The organism is Aestuariivirga sp., from assembly GCF_044238155.1.
Taxonomy (GTDB): domain Bacteria; phylum Pseudomonadota; class Alphaproteobacteria; order Rhizobiales; family Aestuariivirgaceae; genus Aestuariivirga.
This window is the reverse complement of record NZ_JBIIDX010000088.1, coordinates 1-14,799: the sequence shown is the minus strand read 5'-3', so window position 1 is coordinate 14,799 and position 14,799 is coordinate 1. Positions and strand designations below refer to the sequence as shown.

The 14,799-nt window shown below is 62.1% G+C and carries 12 protein-coding genes and 1 pseudogene; 5 read left to right on the top strand and 8 right to left on the bottom strand.

Annotated features, from left to right (window positions below):
* A pseudogene (locus tag ACILRN_RS10440) lies at nucleotides 1–428 on the top strand (MFS transporter); the annotation flags it as partial.
* Nucleotides 429–474: 46 nt separating this feature from the next.
* Here ACILRN_RS10440 and clpB read toward each other — a convergent pair.
* Nucleotides 475–3,093: an ATP-dependent chaperone ClpB gene (gene clpB, locus ACILRN_RS10435; RefSeq protein WP_395688037.1), complete on the bottom strand. Its 2,619-nt coding sequence runs from the start codon at nucleotides 3,091–3,093 to the stop codon at nucleotides 475–477.
* Between the two features lie 244 nt (nucleotides 3,094–3,337).
* Between clpB and ACILRN_RS10430 the strand changes: the two genes are divergently transcribed.
* Entirely contained in the window at nucleotides 3,338–4,126 is a 789-nt protein-coding gene (locus ACILRN_RS10430; protein ID WP_395688035.1) for a formate/nitrite transporter family protein, read from the top strand.
* Between the two features lie 9 nt (nucleotides 4,127–4,135).
* Here the strand turns inward: ACILRN_RS10430 and ACILRN_RS10425 are convergent, their stop codons facing one another.
* From ACILRN_RS10425 to ACILRN_RS10395, 7 genes are all read right to left on the bottom strand, one after another.
* Nucleotides 4,136–4,918, bottom strand: coding sequence for a DUF4167 domain-containing protein (locus ACILRN_RS10425; RefSeq protein WP_395688033.1), 783 nt, complete (start codon nucleotides 4,916–4,918; stop codon nucleotides 4,136–4,138).
* Nucleotides 4,919–5,229: 311 nt separating this feature from the next.
* Entirely contained in the window at nucleotides 5,230–6,081 is an 852-nt protein-coding gene (gene prmC, locus ACILRN_RS10420) for a peptide chain release factor N(5)-glutamine methyltransferase (protein WP_395688031.1), read from the bottom strand.
* Nucleotides 6,071–7,150 carry a peptide chain release factor 1 gene (gene prfA / locus ACILRN_RS10415; RefSeq protein WP_395688029.1) on the bottom strand — a complete coding sequence of 360 codons (1,080 nt, stop codon included), beginning with the start codon at nucleotides 7,148–7,150 and terminating at the stop codon, nucleotides 6,071–6,073. The genes prmC and prfA overlap by 11 nt, the downstream gene beginning before the upstream one ends.
* Nucleotides 7,151–7,192: 42 nt before the next feature.
* Nucleotides 7,193–7,645: a D-aminoacyl-tRNA deacylase gene (gene dtd, locus ACILRN_RS10410; RefSeq protein ID WP_395688027.1), complete on the bottom strand. Its 453-nt coding sequence runs from the start codon at nucleotides 7,643–7,645 to the stop codon at nucleotides 7,193–7,195.
* A gap of 11 nt (nucleotides 7,646–7,656) precedes the next feature.
* Nucleotides 7,657–8,832 (bottom strand): helix-turn-helix domain-containing protein, encoded by a 1,176-nt coding sequence (locus ACILRN_RS10405; protein ID WP_395688025.1) that lies wholly within the window; start codon nucleotides 8,830–8,832, stop codon nucleotides 7,657–7,659.
* A gap of 143 nt (nucleotides 8,833–8,975) precedes the next feature.
* Nucleotides 8,976–11,243: a phosphoenolpyruvate--protein phosphotransferase gene (ptsP, locus tag ACILRN_RS10400; protein WP_395688023.1), complete on the bottom strand. Its 2,268-nt coding sequence runs from the start codon at nucleotides 11,241–11,243 to the stop codon at nucleotides 8,976–8,978.
* Nucleotides 11,244–11,328: 85 nt separating this feature from the next.
* Nucleotides 11,329–12,588: an aspartate kinase gene (locus ACILRN_RS10395; RefSeq protein WP_395688021.1), complete on the bottom strand. Its 1,260-nt coding sequence runs from the start codon at nucleotides 12,586–12,588 to the stop codon at nucleotides 11,329–11,331.
* Nucleotides 12,589–12,749: 161 nt separating this feature from the next.
* On the opposite strand from ACILRN_RS10395, the gene ubiG reads away from it, so the two are divergent.
* The 3 genes from ubiG to groEL all read left to right on the top strand — a co-directional run.
* Nucleotides 12,750–13,490 (top strand): bifunctional 2-polyprenyl-6-hydroxyphenol methylase/3-demethylubiquinol 3-O-methyltransferase UbiG, encoded by a 741-nt coding sequence (gene ubiG / locus ACILRN_RS10390; protein WP_395688019.1) that lies wholly within the window; start codon nucleotides 12,750–12,752, stop codon nucleotides 13,488–13,490.
* 182 nt (nucleotides 13,491–13,672) lie between these two features.
* The gene (locus ACILRN_RS10385; protein WP_395688017.1) at nucleotides 13,673–13,987 is read left to right on the top strand and encodes a co-chaperone GroES; all 315 of its coding nucleotides are present in this window, start codon (nucleotides 13,673–13,675) and stop codon (nucleotides 13,985–13,987) included.
* A gap of 45 nt (nucleotides 13,988–14,032) precedes the next feature.
* On the top strand, nucleotides 14,033–14,799 hold a 767-nt coding region (gene groEL, locus ACILRN_RS10380), incomplete at its 3' end, for a chaperonin GroEL (RefSeq protein ID WP_395688015.1).

Genomic DNA, 14,799 nt, shown 5'->3' with positions numbered 1-14,799 from the left:
TGTCGGCTGGCGCGATGGCATATGGCCCACTCGATCGTCTCATGGGTACACGAAAATGGATCGTGTTCGGCGGCAGCCTTGTCACCGCGCTGTGCTTTGCTGCGCTGTCAATACCGGGGCTGCCGCTATCGGCAGCGATCATGCTGATGGCAGCAGTCGGTGGCTTCGGCATGACCTATGGCGTGCTCATGGCTCATGGCCGAAGCTTCATACCCGATCACCTGCTCGGCCGCGGCATCACGCTGCTGAATGTTCTGTTCATCGGCGGAGCAGGCATTCTGCAGCCGCTGAGCGGCGCACTGATGGAACGACTGGGGGCGGTACCGGCAGTTGAGGCCTATGCGGCTCTGCACCTGATCTTTGCCGCCCTGCTGATAGCCGGCCTCACAATCTACGCATTCTCCAGAGACATGCCGCCAAAGCCATGAAAAAGGGCGGCCGTTCAGGCCGCCCTGGTCTTCTGTCCTCAGAACGTCAATGCAGCTGCACGACCTTGGGATCAATGGACTTGCCGCCCACGGGAACGCCATTGAAGGTCAGATGCCCTGCCTTCACACCCACTGCAACCGTCTCGCCATCCTTGATGCGGCCGGCAAGCAGCTCCTCAGCAAGCGGATCCTGAAGATTCTTCTGGATGACGCGCTTCAGCGGACGTGCGCCATAGGCAGGGTCATAGCCCTTCTCGGCAAACCAGTCGCGCGCCGCAGGCGACACTTCAATGCTGATCTTGCGGTCAACAAGAAGCTTGCGCAGCCGGTTGATCTGGATGTCGACGATCGCACCCATGTTCTCGCGCTTCAGGCGGTGGAACAGAATGATCTCATCGAGCCGGTTCAGGAACTCGGGCCGGAAGTGGGATTTCACCACCGCCATGACCTGATCCTTCACCACATCCACATCCTGGGTCTCACCGAGGCTGACCAGATATTCCGAGCCAAGGTTCGAAGTCATAATGATCAATGTGTTCTTGAAGTCCACGGTGCGGCCCTGGCCATCGGTCAGGCGGCCATCATCAAGAACCTGCAGCAGAACGTTGAACACATCCGGATGCGCCTTTTCGATCTCATCGAACAGCACAACCTGATAAGGCCGGCGCCGCACGGCCTCGGTGAGAGCGCCACCCTCATCGTAACCCACATAGCCAGGAGGCGCGCCGATCAGCCGCGACACCGAATGCTTCTCCATGTATTCGGACATGTCGACCCTGACCATGGCATGCTCGTCGTCGAACAGGAAGGATGCCAGCGCCTTGGTAAGCTCGGTCTTGCCCACACCCGTCGGACCCAGGAACATGAACGAGCCGATCGGCCTGTTCGGATCCTGGAGTCCTGCCCTGGCGCGGCGCACCGCGGTCGACACGGCAATCACCGCCTCCTGCTGACCGATGACACGCTTGGCAAGCTCCTTTTCCATCGCGATCAGCTTTTCGCGCTCGCCTTCCAGCATCTTGTCGACAGGCACGCCAGTCCAGCGCGACACGACCTGTGCCACGTGATTCTCGGTCACCGCCTCCTCAAGCATCTTTGAGCCAGACTTCTCCTCTGCCTCCTTGAGCTTTTTCTCAAGAGCGGGGATCGTCGAATAGGCAAGCTCGCCCGCCTTTGCGAAATCGCCCTTGCGCTGCGCCTGGTCGAGTTCGAAACGGGCCTTCTCCATCTCCTCCTTGACCTTCGAGGCTGAGGCGAGCTGTTCCTTCTCCGCCTGCCAGCGCCGGGTCATGGCGGCTGATTTCTCCTCGAATTCTGCCAGCTCCTTTTCGAGCTTGCCAAGCCTGTCCTTGGAGGCCGTGTCGGTCTCCTTCTTCAGGGCCTCGCGCTCGATCTGCAGCTGCATGATGCGGCGATCAATCTCGTCGAGCTCCTCGGGCTTTGAATCGACCTGCATGCGCAGCCGCGAGGCGGCTTCGTCCATCAGGTCGATCGCCTTGTCAGGCAGGAACCGGTCAGTGATGTAGCGGTTCGACAGAACCGCCGCCGAAACCAGCGCCGAGTCGGTAATCCTGACGCCATGGTGAAGCTCATACTTCTCCTTGATGCCACGCAGGATCGAGATCGTATCCTCCACCGAAGGCTCGTTGACAAACACCGGCTGGAAGCGCCGGGCAAGTGCGGCGTCCTTCTCGACATGCTTGCGGTACTCATCCAGCGTCGTCGCGCCCACGCAATGCAACTCGCCACGGGCCAGCGCCGGCTTGAGAAGGTTGGACGCATCCATCGCGCCTTCTGTCTTGCCCGCACCCACCAGCGTGTGCATCTCGTCGATGAAGAGTATGACCCCACCCTCGGCCGCCGTCACCTCGGACAGCACGGCCTTGAGGCGTTCCTCGAATTCACCGCGATACTTGGCGCCTGCAATCAGCGCACCCATGTCGAGCGCAAGCAGCTTCTTGTCCTTCAGGCTTTCCGGAACGTCCCCCTTCACGATCCGCAAGGCGAGACCTTCGGCGATGGCAGTCTTGCCGACGCCGGGCTCGCCAATCAGAACCGGATTGTTCTTGGTACGCCGCGACAGAACCTGAATGGTGCGACGAATCTCCTCGTCGCGGCCAATGACTGGGTCGAGTTTGCCCGCCTGCGCCGCCTCGGTCAGGTCACGCGCATATTTCTTCAACGCATCATAACCCTGCTCGGCGGACGCCGTATCGGCGGTACGGCCCTTGCGGATCGCATTGATGGATTCATTGAGGCCCTGGGCAGTCGCACCAGCAGTCTTCAGGATCCTGGAGGCCTCGGACGGCTCAACGGCCAGCGCCTGCAACAGCCGCTCAGCCGTGACATAGCTGTCACCGGCTTTCTCGGCGAGTTTCTGGGCAGTATCGAAGACGCGCGCCATCTCGGGGGCCAGATAGATCTGGCCAGCGCCGGCGCCTGACACCTTGGGCAGCTTCTGCAGAGCTGCCTCCGCCTCGCGCAGTGCAAGGCGCGGGTCACCGCCACTCGCCTTGATGAGGCCAGCGGCAAGGCCCTCCTCATCGTCGAGCAGAACCTTCAAGACGTGTTCGGGGCTGAAGCGCTGGTGGCCTTCACGAAGGGCAAGGGCCTGAGCAGACTGTACAAAGCCGCGCGAACGCTCGGTATATTTGTCGAAATCCATTACTATTCTCCTCCTCGGCACACATCGGACCTCCACATGGGCAGCCCCGACATGCCGTCAACGGTTGAAGTGCCATCCCCCGCCTCAAGAACCCCCGCAAGGCATTCCCAACAGGCGACGGCCGCGTTAGTCTGCATATGGGAATGGACGATCATTCAATCAAGCCGGTGCAGACTGAAACAGGTCAGGATCAACTGCCTTGCGTTGGATCAACCGGCAGCCGTATCCCCACTCGGAGAGCAGCATGACGCAGAAAACCGACCCGACGGGGCTCGACGCCTACAAGCCTGCCGAGGTCGCGGCCCGCATTGAACAGGCCGGGGTCAGCAAGGCAGCGCTGCCGGTGCTACCGCTCTTGACGCTGGCAGTGTTGGCGGGGGCGTTCATCGCGCTGGGAGCTGCAGCCTATACAGCCGCAATGGTTGGAACCCCGACCGGGTTTGGGCCAGCCCGTGTCCTCGGCGGCCTTCTCTTCTCAACCGGGCTCATTCTGGTGGTGGTTGCCGGAGCTGAACTGTTCACCGGGAATGCCCTGATCGTCATGGCCTGGGTGGACCGGAAGATTGCAGGCAGGGCACTTCTGCGCAACTGGAGTCTGGCATTCATCGGAAATCTCGTTGGAGCACTCGCCATTGTTGCGCTGATGTGGCTCTCAGGCCTGCTTGCAGGCGGGCTTGCAGATACGGTCCGCAGCATCGCAGTGGCCAAGACCAGCCTCGGCCCTGTCGAGGCTTTCGCGCGGGGCGTCCTGTGCAATATGCTGGTTTGTCTTGCCGTCTGGCTCAGCTTTGCGGCACGCAGCGTCGCCGACAAGGTGCTGGCCTGCATCTTTCCAATCACGGCATTCGTCCTGCTCGGCTTTGAGCATTCGATCGCCAACATGTATCTGATCCCCGCCGGCTGGGTGGCAGGTGCGCCGATCACGTTCTCCGCATTCGTCGGCAATCTCCTTCCGGTCACACTTGGCAATGTGGTGGGTGGAGGTGGCGGGGTTGCCCTCGCCTATTGGCTGGCCTACCGGCCACAGCCCTGACGCGTCAGATCACTCGCCGTCACCGCCCGTGGAGGTCTCGGCGGCTTCCTTGCGGGGACGGCGCTCATAACGGCGCTTGGCGGCCGGCTGATCCGGGGCAGGCTCGTCCGGTGGAGCAGCCTCGGCTGGGGCCGGCGGGCCAGCTGGCCGACGCAGGAAGGACGGAGCCTCCCAGCGACCAGAATCGGGCGCAGCAGATGCAGGCTGATCCTCGTTGCGCGGCTGTTGCTGGGGTTGCGAGGGCTGAACCTCACCGCGCCGATCCTGCCAGCGCGGGCGGAAGCGATCGCGACCTTCCCGTCCCTGCCCCTGATCACGGCCCTCACGGTTGAAATCGCGCGGTGGGCGGCCCTGCTGCGGTGGGCGGTCCTGGGTGGCGTCCATGGCGGGCTGTTCGCCGAGGCCGTCGGGTTCACTGCCAGGCTGCACGGCTGGCCGCATATCACCCGACATCTCCGGTTGGTCCTCAACGTCCTCATCGTCGAAGTCCTCATCCGGGCGGCGATAGTGCTGCTGGTTCTGCTGGTTGAACGCCTGGGCCGCAAACACGATGCGGAGATAGTGCTCGGCGTGCTGAAAATAGCTCTCGGCCATGACGATGTCGCCAGAGGACTGGGCGTCGCGGCCAAGCTGGAGGTATTTGTCTGCAACCGTCTGCGCAGTACCACGGACCTTCACGTCAGGCCCGTTGCTCTCATAGACCCGGCTCAGCGGATTGCCACCGCCGCCGCCGCCCCCACTGCCTCCGCTGCGATGGCGGTTGCGGTTGCGGTTCTTGTGGGTTGGTCTCATTCAAAATCCGTTTCAAAATGGTGAAGTTGTGCACTGCTGCAGGCCGACACCGCCCAAGCGGTGACGCGGCAAGCCGTCCTAAAATCTGCTCACACTGCGAGCACGTTCACACTTTACCCGTTGGTTGTCGGAAGGCTTCCGCCGCCAGCGATACCCCCTGAGGGTTCCCGCTATATCCCCGCCTGTGCTGAATGCAACTGGGCGCCCATGCCAATCCGGCAAGCCACACCAACGTCGTTCCCGGCACCAATAGAAAGGGCAGAAAGCGTTTCCGACTCGTTTCTAGCCCATAGACCCTTATTTTCCAATCGTTATTTTTTTTCCTCCCGAAACATCAGGCAGCGCAGGCGGCCGCCGAGGTCTGAGCGCTCACCTGCGGCCGCGAAACCAGCCGCGACAAAGACCGCCGACACATCCGGACCTTGTCCCAGCCCAATTTCTACCAAAACGTGTCCTTCAGGCGCCAAATGGGCCTTCGCCGCAGCAGCGATCCGCCTGTAGGCCTCAAGGCCATCCGCCCCGCCGTCCAGCGCGGCAAGAGGGTCGAATCTCCGAACGTCCGGGCTCAACCCCGCAATGTCGGCGCTGGGGATATAGGGTGGATTTGACAGGATGGTGTCAAATCGGCCACGGACGGGTGAAAACCAGCTGCCCTGAACCAGCTGCAGCCGGTCTGCCACCGCGTGACGCTCGGCATTGGCGGTGGCGACGGCCAGGGCGGCCGCCGAAATGTCGGTTCCAAGGCCGGTGGCGTCCGGCCGCTCCGCCAGCAGCGTGATGATGACGGCGCCGGTTCCCGTGCCAAGGTCGAGAAGTCGCGCACGGGGTGGCATGAGATGGAGAGCCGCGCCAACAAGTGTTTCGGTATCAGGCCGGGGGTCCAGTGTGTCGGGCGTCACGCGAAAGCTGCGGCCGTAGAATTCACGTTCGCCGAGAATGCGCGCCACCGGCTCACGCATGACGCGGCGGGCTATCAATGCATCGAATTGACGGGTCTGGCCATCTCCAATCGGCCGGCTCGGATCGAGGATCATCTCTTCGCGCGACCAGCCGGTAACAGCCTGCAGCAGCAGGCGGGCGTCAAGCAGGGGGGTATCGACCCCGGCCTCGGCGAGGCGACGCGCGGCGCGGCTGACCAGATTGTTCAGGTCTTCAGGCTGCATCGTCCTGCTGCGCCAGCAGCTCGGCCTGATGATTGGTCATCAAGGCCTGGATCATTTCCTCCAGCGCTGGCCCTTCGATGATCTGATCGAGCTTGTAGAGCGTGAGGTTGATGCGGTGATCGGTGCAGCGTCCCTGCGGGAAATTATATGTCCGGATACGCTCGGAGCGGTCGCCCGATCCGACCTGATCCTTGCGGGTTGCGGAGCGTTCAGAGTCAATACGCTGGCGCTCGATTTCATACAGCCTCGCCCGCAGCAGCTTCATCGCGGCGTTCTTGTTCTTGAGCTGCGATTTTTCGGTCTGCTGCGCAACGGCAATGCCGGTGGGAATGTGGGTGATGCGTACCGCCGAGTCGGTCGTGTTCACCGACTGGCCGCCAGGCCCGGAAGAGCGATAGACGTCAATGCGCAGATCCTTCTCCTCGATCTTCACGTCGACCTCCTCAGCCTCCGGAAGTACAGCAACCGTGGCTGCCGAGGTGTGAATCCGTCCCTGCGCCTCGGTGGCGGGCACGCGCTGGACACGGTGAACCCCGGACTCGAACTTGAGATGGGCGAACGCCCCCATCCCATAGATGTTGGCGATGATTTCCTTGAAGCCGCCATGCTCGCCCTCGCTGGCCGAGATGACCTCCACACGCCAGCCCTTCGACGCCGCATAGCGCTGATACATGCGGAACAGATCGCCGGCAAAGATAGCGGCCTCATCGCCCCCCGTTCCGGCGCGCACCTCGAGGATCACATTGCGGTCATCCGCTGCATCCTTGGGAAGCAGAAGCAGCCGCATCTCCTGCTCGAGGGTTGCGAGCCGCGCATCAAGGACCGGGCGTTCGGCCTCCGCCATTTCAGCAAGCTCACCACCAGCCTTCACCATTTCGTCGAGGCCGCTGCGCTCAGCATAGGTCTTGCGGAGTTCGAGTGCTTTCCTGGCCGCAGGCTCAAGCTCGGCATATTCCTTCGAGAGCCTGACAAAGCCTTCGCCACTGGCCCCGCCCGATGACATGTCATGTTCAACGGTTGCAAAGCGCTGGATGATGCGGTCAAGTTTTTCGTGCGGAATGGCAGACATGGTGCGGGCTTCTAGAACAACACGTGGCTTGTTGGAAGCCTTTCAGTCCGTCGCGGCAGTATCGAACAGGATGGTGACTGGCCCGTCATTCACCAGCGCCACCTTCATATCGGCCCCGAACATGCCAGTCTCCACCTGCAAGCCCTGGTTCCGGAGCACGGTGCAAAATGTCCGGTAGAGCTGCTCTCCGAGTTCAGGACCCGCAGCAGCAGAAAATCCCGGGCGGTTGCCGCTGTCCATGCCTGTTGCTGCCAGGGTGAACTGGCTGACCACCAGAACCGCCCCATCAACAGCAGACAACGGCAGATTCATCTTTCCGGCAGCATCCCGGAAGATGCGCAGCGCGGCGATCTTGCGCGCCAGACGCTCTGCATCCGGCTCGCCATCTCCGGCCATGGCGCAGACGAGCACGAGAAAGCCACGACCTATGCTGCCGGTGACCTGGTCATCAACCGTGACGGAGGCTTGCGAAACCCTCTGGACGACGGCGCGCACGCCTTTTGGCTTCAGCCTTCAAGCGACTTGATGTCGAGCGACCGGCCAACCAGGATCTCGCCGGGGCTTCCCAGAACGCCCTTCTCCTTGCCATCCACAAAGAATGTCAGCAGGCCACCGTCGCGCGCGATCAGCACCAGACCGTCGCGATTGGGTACACGGTAACTGTCGCCCTTCATCAGCATCTGGGTCATGATCACGCGGCCCTGGTTGTCCTCAATGCGAACCCAGACCGGAGCCTTGGCAACGAGCGTGACACGGCTTTCGTCGTTTGAAGCGCCAAATTGACGTCCTTCGGCGGTCATGGCCACGTCCGTCGTCGCGGGAGCGGCTTCCGCTGCAGGGACGGTGCCGGGTACATTCTGCTCAATCAGCGCCGTGATGCCGTCAAGACCGGTTCCCACGAGATCGTCCTCGCCGGCAATGCCGGTCGTGGCTGGCTGGGGCTCGACCGACAGCTGCGCCTGCCCGCTGGATTCGACCTCGGCCGTCTGCGTTGCAGTGGAGGCAGTTGCCATGGGATCGACAGCAGACTCCGGGGCAGGCGGAGGATTGTTGGCCGAAAGCTCGGCAGTGATTTCAGAGGGTGACTCTGATGATGGCATCAGAATATAGCTGGCTGCAGCGAACAGGAGAATGACGGCAGCCAGCGAGGCCACCAGCCCTCCCACTCCACCCGGCATGCGGCGCAGACCGATCTTTGGCAGCTTCGCAAATTGCGTGAAGGACAGAATCTTGGCGCTCGAGAGCGGAGCGGGATTGGCCGGATGACGGGCTTCCGCCGTCAGCGCCGGGGCAGGCATGTAATGCGCAAAGTGCTGCATGAGCGGCTCCGGATCGAAGCCAAGCGACTGCGCGTAGACGCCAATCATGTCGAGGGCCTCATGGCGCTCAGGCAGGCAGGTCAAGTCACCATATTCGATGGCTTCCAGATGGTAGGGATGGATGCCACACTGCTCGGCGGCATCCTCGAGGCTCAATCCGCGCGTCAGGCGCTCAACTTCAAGATACCAGCCGGCCTCGCCGAGCGGGTCGATCTCGGGATCGGGCTTCTCACGCAGTTCGAGTTCGACGGCCTCGCCTTCGCCGTAGGCCGGGCCATCCTCGGGAAGCTGATCCAGGGCTTGATCCTGGATCATGGCGTGCATTTCGGCTTCTCCGGACATTTCGGCACTGTCGTTACGCATGGAACCACTCTCGGGCGCTGTTTACCTGGCAAGCCCTTTGAGGGCCCCTGCCGGTCACAATGACGGAGAATGGTGAATGGGAAGCTAACGCCAGGCTGACCAGGCCGCCTCCTGCCCCCGTATCCAACAAGTTGGTTCTTGCTCTAAAGGACAACGCCGTTGCGTTGGGCAAATTCAAGGAGTTCCGGCCTCAGGCTGTGGAGGGGGCTGCGCAGCAGCGGTTCCATGAACGCCCAGAGCTTCGGCTGGTCGAGCGAACGTACCATGGCCTTCACCGGTCCGACTGCCGATGGCACCATGGAGATCGACGTAAGACCAACGCCAATCAGCCCCATCGCCTCCAGTGGCCGGCCGCCGAGTTCGCCGCACAGGGTGACCGGCTTGCGATGCAGGGCCGCCTTTTCGACGATAAGCCGCATGGCTCCCAGTGCTGCGGGGCTGAGCGGATCATAGCGACCAGCCAAACGCGGATTGCCGCGGTCGGAGGCAAACAGGAACTGCACAAGATCATTGGAGCCGATCGAGGCGAAATCAACGAGCGGCAGGAGATGATCCAGCTGCCAGAGCAGAGAGGGGATCTCGATCATGGCGCCGAGCTTGAGCGGTTCCGGCAGGCGATGGCCGCGGGCCAGCAAATGCTGCTTCTCGATCTCAACGACCTCGATCGCGCGCTTGAACTCCTCCACATCGGCGATCATGGGGAACATGATCTTCAGAGGCCCGGCACCGGCAGCCAGCATGAGTGCACGAACCTGCAGGCGGAGAAGAGCGGGCCGGTCCAGCGCCATGCGGATCGACCGCCAGCCGAGGGCGGGATTTTCTTCCTTGGGCTGGCGCAGGTAGGGCAACACCTTGTCGGCACCAATATCCAGCGTCCTGAAGGTGACAGGTTTTCCCCTCGCCTGCTCGATGATCGTTTCGTAGTGGCGGATCTGCTGCGACAGCCTAGGAAAGCGGCTGGCCATCATGAAATGCAGCTCCGTGCGGTAGAGGCCAACTCCATCTGCCCCCGAGTCATGCAGGTGTGGCAAGTCGACGATCAGGCCCGCGTTGATATTGAGTTCGATCCGCTCGCCGGATCTGCAAACGGCAGGCTGCTCACGCAAGGCCGCGTATTGCGCCTGCTTACGAGCGTAGAAGCGCACTTTTTCGGCATAGGAGCGCTGCAACTCTGGCGACGGGCGCACAAAGATCTCGCCGGTTCCTCCATCTGCGATAATCGGGCTTCCGGTATCCACGAGGTCAATCAGCCCCTGGGCCTGACCGATGGCCGGAATGCCCAGTGCCCGCGCGACGATGGCAACATGACTGGTACGCCCGCCTTCTTCCAGAACCACGCCACGCAGCTTGCTGCGGTCATAATCAAGAAGTTCGGCAGGGCCCATGTTGCGAGCAACGATGATGGCATTTTTGGGAAGATCGGAGCGCGAAGCCGTGGCGATCGCGCCAGTCAGGATCCGCAGCAGCCGGTTCGAAAGGTCATCGAGATCATGCATGCGGTCGCGCAGATAGGGATCTGGCGTTCGCGCCATGCGCGCCCGGTTGTCGTTCTGGACTCGCTCAACCGCCGCCTCGGCCGTCAATCCGGTATCGATCGCCTCACGCAGCCGGTGTACCCACCCCTTGTCATGGGCAAACATGCGGATGGTCTCGAGCACGTCGGAATATTCCGTTGCGCCACGCTGGGCATCTGATCCGTCGAGCAATTCATCGACATGGGCGCGCAGCTGGGCAATGGCGTCCTCCAGCCGCTGCCTCTCCTTCGGGACGTTCTCGGCGATCAGCGTCTGGATGACGACGCGCGGCTCGTGCAAGACGGCATGACCCAGCGCAACCCCCTCCGCGAGCGAGTCGCCACGCAGATGATGGCTCCTGACGTGGGCAACATCTGCCGCAACCTCGCTCGCCACTTCGCGCAGCTCGCCCGCCGCGATGACCTCGGCCAGCACCATGGCGGTGGTCTGCAGCGCCTCTTCCTCTTCTTCCGTATAGTGACGGCGGGTGCGGTTCTGCACCACAAGAACGCCAATCACCGTGCCGCTGCGCATAACCGGCACGCCAAGGAACGAGTTGTAAATCTCCTCGCCGGTTTCCGGCAGATATTTGAATGCAGGATGAGACTGCGCATCCGACAGGTTGAGGCCAATGGCCTGGTCGGCAATGGTGCCGACGAGGCCTTCGCCGGACTTGAGCTTGGACTTGTGAACGGCCTCGCGCTTCAGGCCTTCGGTGGCATAGAGCTCAAGGACATTGCCAGGCCGCATTACATAGATCGAGCAAACCTCGGCCACCATATTGGAGGCGATGATCTGAACGATCTTGTCGAGCCGCTTCTGTGCCGTGACCGGTTCCGCCATGACCTCGCGGAGCCTTTTCAGCAGGACACGCGGGCCAAGGGCGGAGGTTGCCATCAGCCGGTGTCCCCGCGCACGGAGACGCGGCGCGCTTTGAACGCGCCGGCGGGCATCACCTGATGGCTGATGGTCAGCATCAAATTCAGCCTGCCTTGGCGTCGAGCCCGTAAGCAGTATGGAGCGCCCTCACGGCCAGTTCCGTGTAGGCCTCGTCGATCAGCACCGATACCTTGATCTCTGAGGTGGTGATGGCCTGTATGTTGATGCCCTTGTCAGCAAGTGCCCGGAACATCTTGGCGGCAACTCCGGCGTGGCTGCGCATGCCGATACCGACGATCGACACCTTGGCCACATCGGCGGAATGTGAGACCTCCGCGAAGCCGACCTTGGATTTGACACTGTTGAGCACTTCGAGCGCGCGGCGCAGATCCTTGCGGGCCACCGTGAAGGTGATGTCGGTAAAGGCGCCATCAGCCGAAATGTTCTGTACGATCACGTCGACACTGATGTCGGCCTCTGCGAGCGGTCCAAAGATTGCGGCTGATACGCCGGGCTGATCCTTCACATGGCGGACCGACACCTTGGCCTCATCGCGGGAATAGGCGACGCCGCTTACTACATGCTGTTCCACGATACGTTCCTCATCGCAAACGAGTGTTCCAGGGCCCGTGCCATCGGGCTTGTTCTGACTGGGCGAGTCAGGCGCCTCGAAGCTCGAGCGCACCTGCAGCGGCACGCGGTAGACCATGGCGAGCTCCACCGAGCGGGTCTGCAGCACCTTAGCGCCGAGCGAGGCCTGTTCGAGCATTTCCTCATAAGATATGCGATCAAGCTTGCGGGCGCCGGTAACGATGCGCGGGTCAGCGGTATAGACGCCGTCCACATCCGTGTAGATGTCGCAGGCGGCATCGAGGGCTGCGGCAACTGCCACCGCGGAAGTGTCAGACCCGCCACGGCCGAGCGTAGTGATGCGGCGGTCAGGACCAATGCCCTGGAAGCCTGCGATGACTGCCACCTGGCCCTGCTCCATACGCTTTCTGATCTCATCACCATCAATCCCGGCGATCCGGGCTGCGCCGTGGACACCATCGGTCTTGACCGGGATCTGCCAGCCCTGCCAGGAGCGCGCAGGAATGCCAAGGTCCTGCAGGACTATCGCCAGTAGCCCGGCGGTGACTTGTTCGCCCGAGGCGACCACGGCATCGTATTCGCGCGCATCGTGGATGGCGGCGGCCTCACGGCACCAGCCCACCAGCCGGTCAGTCGTTCCGGACATCGCCGACACCACGACCGCCACATGGTGGCCAGCCTTCACTTCGCGCTCGACATGGCGAGCAACATTGCGGATGCGGCCAATGTCCGCAACCGAGGTGCCCCCGAATTTCATAACCAATCGGCCCATGGGCCAAAACCTCTCATAATCCCCCGCCGCCCGGGCCCCATGACAGGGGCCGGCTGATGGCCAAGTCTTATAGGCTGAACCCCCGGGTGCGGCGCGGCGTACTCATAGATGACAGGCTTTCCATATGCAATAATGCACCCTGCAGAAATTTGGATGACAGAATGACCGCTTTTGCCCCGTCGCTCGACCCCTCCGAAGTCGAGAAATTTTCGGCCATGGCCGCCGAGTGGTGGAACCCCAAAGGCAAGTTCGGGGTGCTGCATGTGTTCAACCCGGTGCGGCTTCAGTTCATCAAGGAACAGGTCTCCGCCCGGCTCGGCCGCGACCCGCTTGAGCGACAGCCCTTTGCCGGGCTGCGCCTTCTGGATATCGGCTGCGGCGGTGGCCTGCTGAGTGAGCCGATGGCACGGCTGGGCGCGTCAGTCACCGGAGTTGATCCCTCGGAGCGCAACATCAAGACGGCCAGCGTGCACCGAGACGAGATGGGCCTTGAGATCGACTATCGGGTTGGCACCGCCGAAGACCTGGCACAGGCTGGCGAGTGCTTCGACGTGATCCTCAATATGGAGGTGATTGAGCACGTGGCCGATCCCAGGGCCTTCACCGGCACCTGTGCCGCCATGCTGAAGCCCGGCGGAGTGATGGTCGTCGCCACGCTCAACCGGACGGTGAAATCCTTCGGGCTAGCCATAATAGGTGCAGAATATATTCTAGGCTGGTTGCCGAAAGGCACCCACCAGTGGGAAAAATTCATCACCCCGGCAGAACTGAGCAGTTGGCTGGGCGAAGCTGGCCTGGTCGTGAAGGATCAGCTGGGGGTCACCTACAGCCCGTTCAGCCGCCAATGGCGGGTCAGTCGCGACATGGACGTGAACTACATGCTGGTGGCCCAGAGGGGCTGACGGGGACCTCGGAAATCTCTCGTGACCGCTTCCAGCGACCCCTTGACGGACCGCGCGCTCCATCCTATCTCCCACACCAGCTGCTGGCACTCGGTTCTCCCGAGTGCTAACAGGTCTGCCCCGGGTCTCCTGCGGGCAGTATCAGAAGTTCAATTTGTTCAAATATTCCGAGGAGTTAAACCATGAAATTCCGTCCGTTGCACGACCGCGTGGTGGTCAAGCGCGTTGGAGAGGACACCAAGACCAAGGGTGGCATCATCATCCCCGAGACCGCCCAGGAGAAGCCGATGCAGGGCGAAGTGATCGCCGTGGGCCCCGGTGGCCGCGACGAGACCGGCAAGCTGATCCCCATCGATGTCAAGGCTGGCGACGTGGTGCTGTTCGGCAAGTGGTCGGGCACCGAGGTGAAGATCGAGGGCGTCGAGTACCTGATCATGAAGGAGAGCGACATCATGGGCGTTCTCGAAGGCAAGTCGGCCTCCAAGAAGGCCGCCTGAACCACCCCAATCCAACTCACAATTTAAGTACTGAGGAGTAGCAACATGGCTGCTAAAGAAGTCCGTTTTTCCGCTGATGCCCGTGAGCGCATGCTGCGCGGCGTCGACATTCTCGCCAATGCGGTGAAGGTGACGCTCGGTCCCAAGGGCCGCAACGTCGTGATCGAGAAGAGCTTTGGCGCACCGCGCACCACCAAGGACGGCGTCACAGTCGCCAAGGAAGTGGAGCTCGAGGATAAGTTCGAGAACATGGGCGCCCAGATGGTGCGCGAGGTCGCCTCCAAGACCAACGACCTGGCCGGCGACGGCACCACCACCGCCACGGTTCTGACCCAGGCCATCGTGCGCGAAGGCGCCAAGAACGTGGCCGCCGGCATGAACCCGATGGACCTGAAGCGCGGCGTTGACATGGCCGTAGCCGTGGCCATCGAGGACATCAAGAAGCGCGCCAAGAAGATCAAGGGCTCTTCCGAAGTGGCCCAGGTCGGCACCATCTCCGCCAACGGCGAGAAGGCCATCGGCGACATGATCGCCGAAGCGATGCAGAAGGTGGGCAATGAGGGCGTGATCACGGTTGAAGAGGCCAAGACCGCCGAGACCGAGCTCGATGTCGTCGAAGGCATGCAGTTCGACCGCGGCTATCTCTCGCCCTATTTCATCACCAACGCCGACAAGATGGTGGCCGAGCTCGACGAGGCCTACATCCTTCTGCACGAGAAGAAGCTCTCCTCGCTGCAGTCGATGCTGCCGGTGCTGGAAGCCGTCGTCCAGACCTCGAAGCCGCTCCTCATCATCGCCGAGGACATTGAGGG

What these genes read in the sequence shown, in the direction of transcription:
- ACILRN_RS10430 (WP_395688035.1), top strand. Translation starts at nt 3,338, where the DNA reads ATGACGCAGAAAACCGACCCGACGGGGCTCGACGCCTACAAGCCTGCC.
- ubiG (WP_395688019.1), top strand. Translation starts at nt 12,750, where the DNA reads ATGACCGCTTTTGCCCCGTCGCTCGACCCCTCCGAAGTCGAGAAATTT.
- clpB (WP_395688037.1), bottom strand. Translation starts at nt 3,093, where the DNA reads ATGGATTTCGACAAATATACCGAGCGTTCGCGCGGCTTTGTACAGTCT.
- ACILRN_RS10405 (WP_395688025.1), bottom strand. Translation starts at nt 8,832, where the DNA reads ATGCGTAACGACAGTGCCGAAATGTCCGGAGAAGCCGAAATGCACGCC.
- ACILRN_RS10425 (WP_395688033.1), bottom strand. Translation starts at nt 4,918, where the DNA reads ATGAGACCAACCCACAAGAACCGCAACCGCAACCGCCATCGCAGCGGA.
- ACILRN_RS10385 (WP_395688017.1), top strand. Translation starts at nt 13,673, where the DNA reads ATGAAATTCCGTCCGTTGCACGACCGCGTGGTGGTCAAGCGCGTTGGA.
- prfA (WP_395688029.1), bottom strand. Translation starts at nt 7,150, where the DNA reads ATGTCTGCCATTCCGCACGAAAAACTTGACCGCATCATCCAGCGCTTT.
- prmC (WP_395688031.1), bottom strand. Translation starts at nt 6,081, where the DNA reads ATGCAGCCTGAAGACCTGAACAATCTGGTCAGCCGCGCCGCGCGTCGC.
- ACILRN_RS10395 (WP_395688021.1), bottom strand. Translation starts at nt 12,588, where the DNA reads ATGGGCCGATTGGTTATGAAATTCGGGGGCACCTCGGTTGCGGACATT.
- ptsP (WP_395688023.1), bottom strand. Translation starts at nt 11,243, where the DNA reads ATGGCAACCTCCGCCCTTGGCCCGCGTGTCCTGCTGAAAAGGCTCCGC.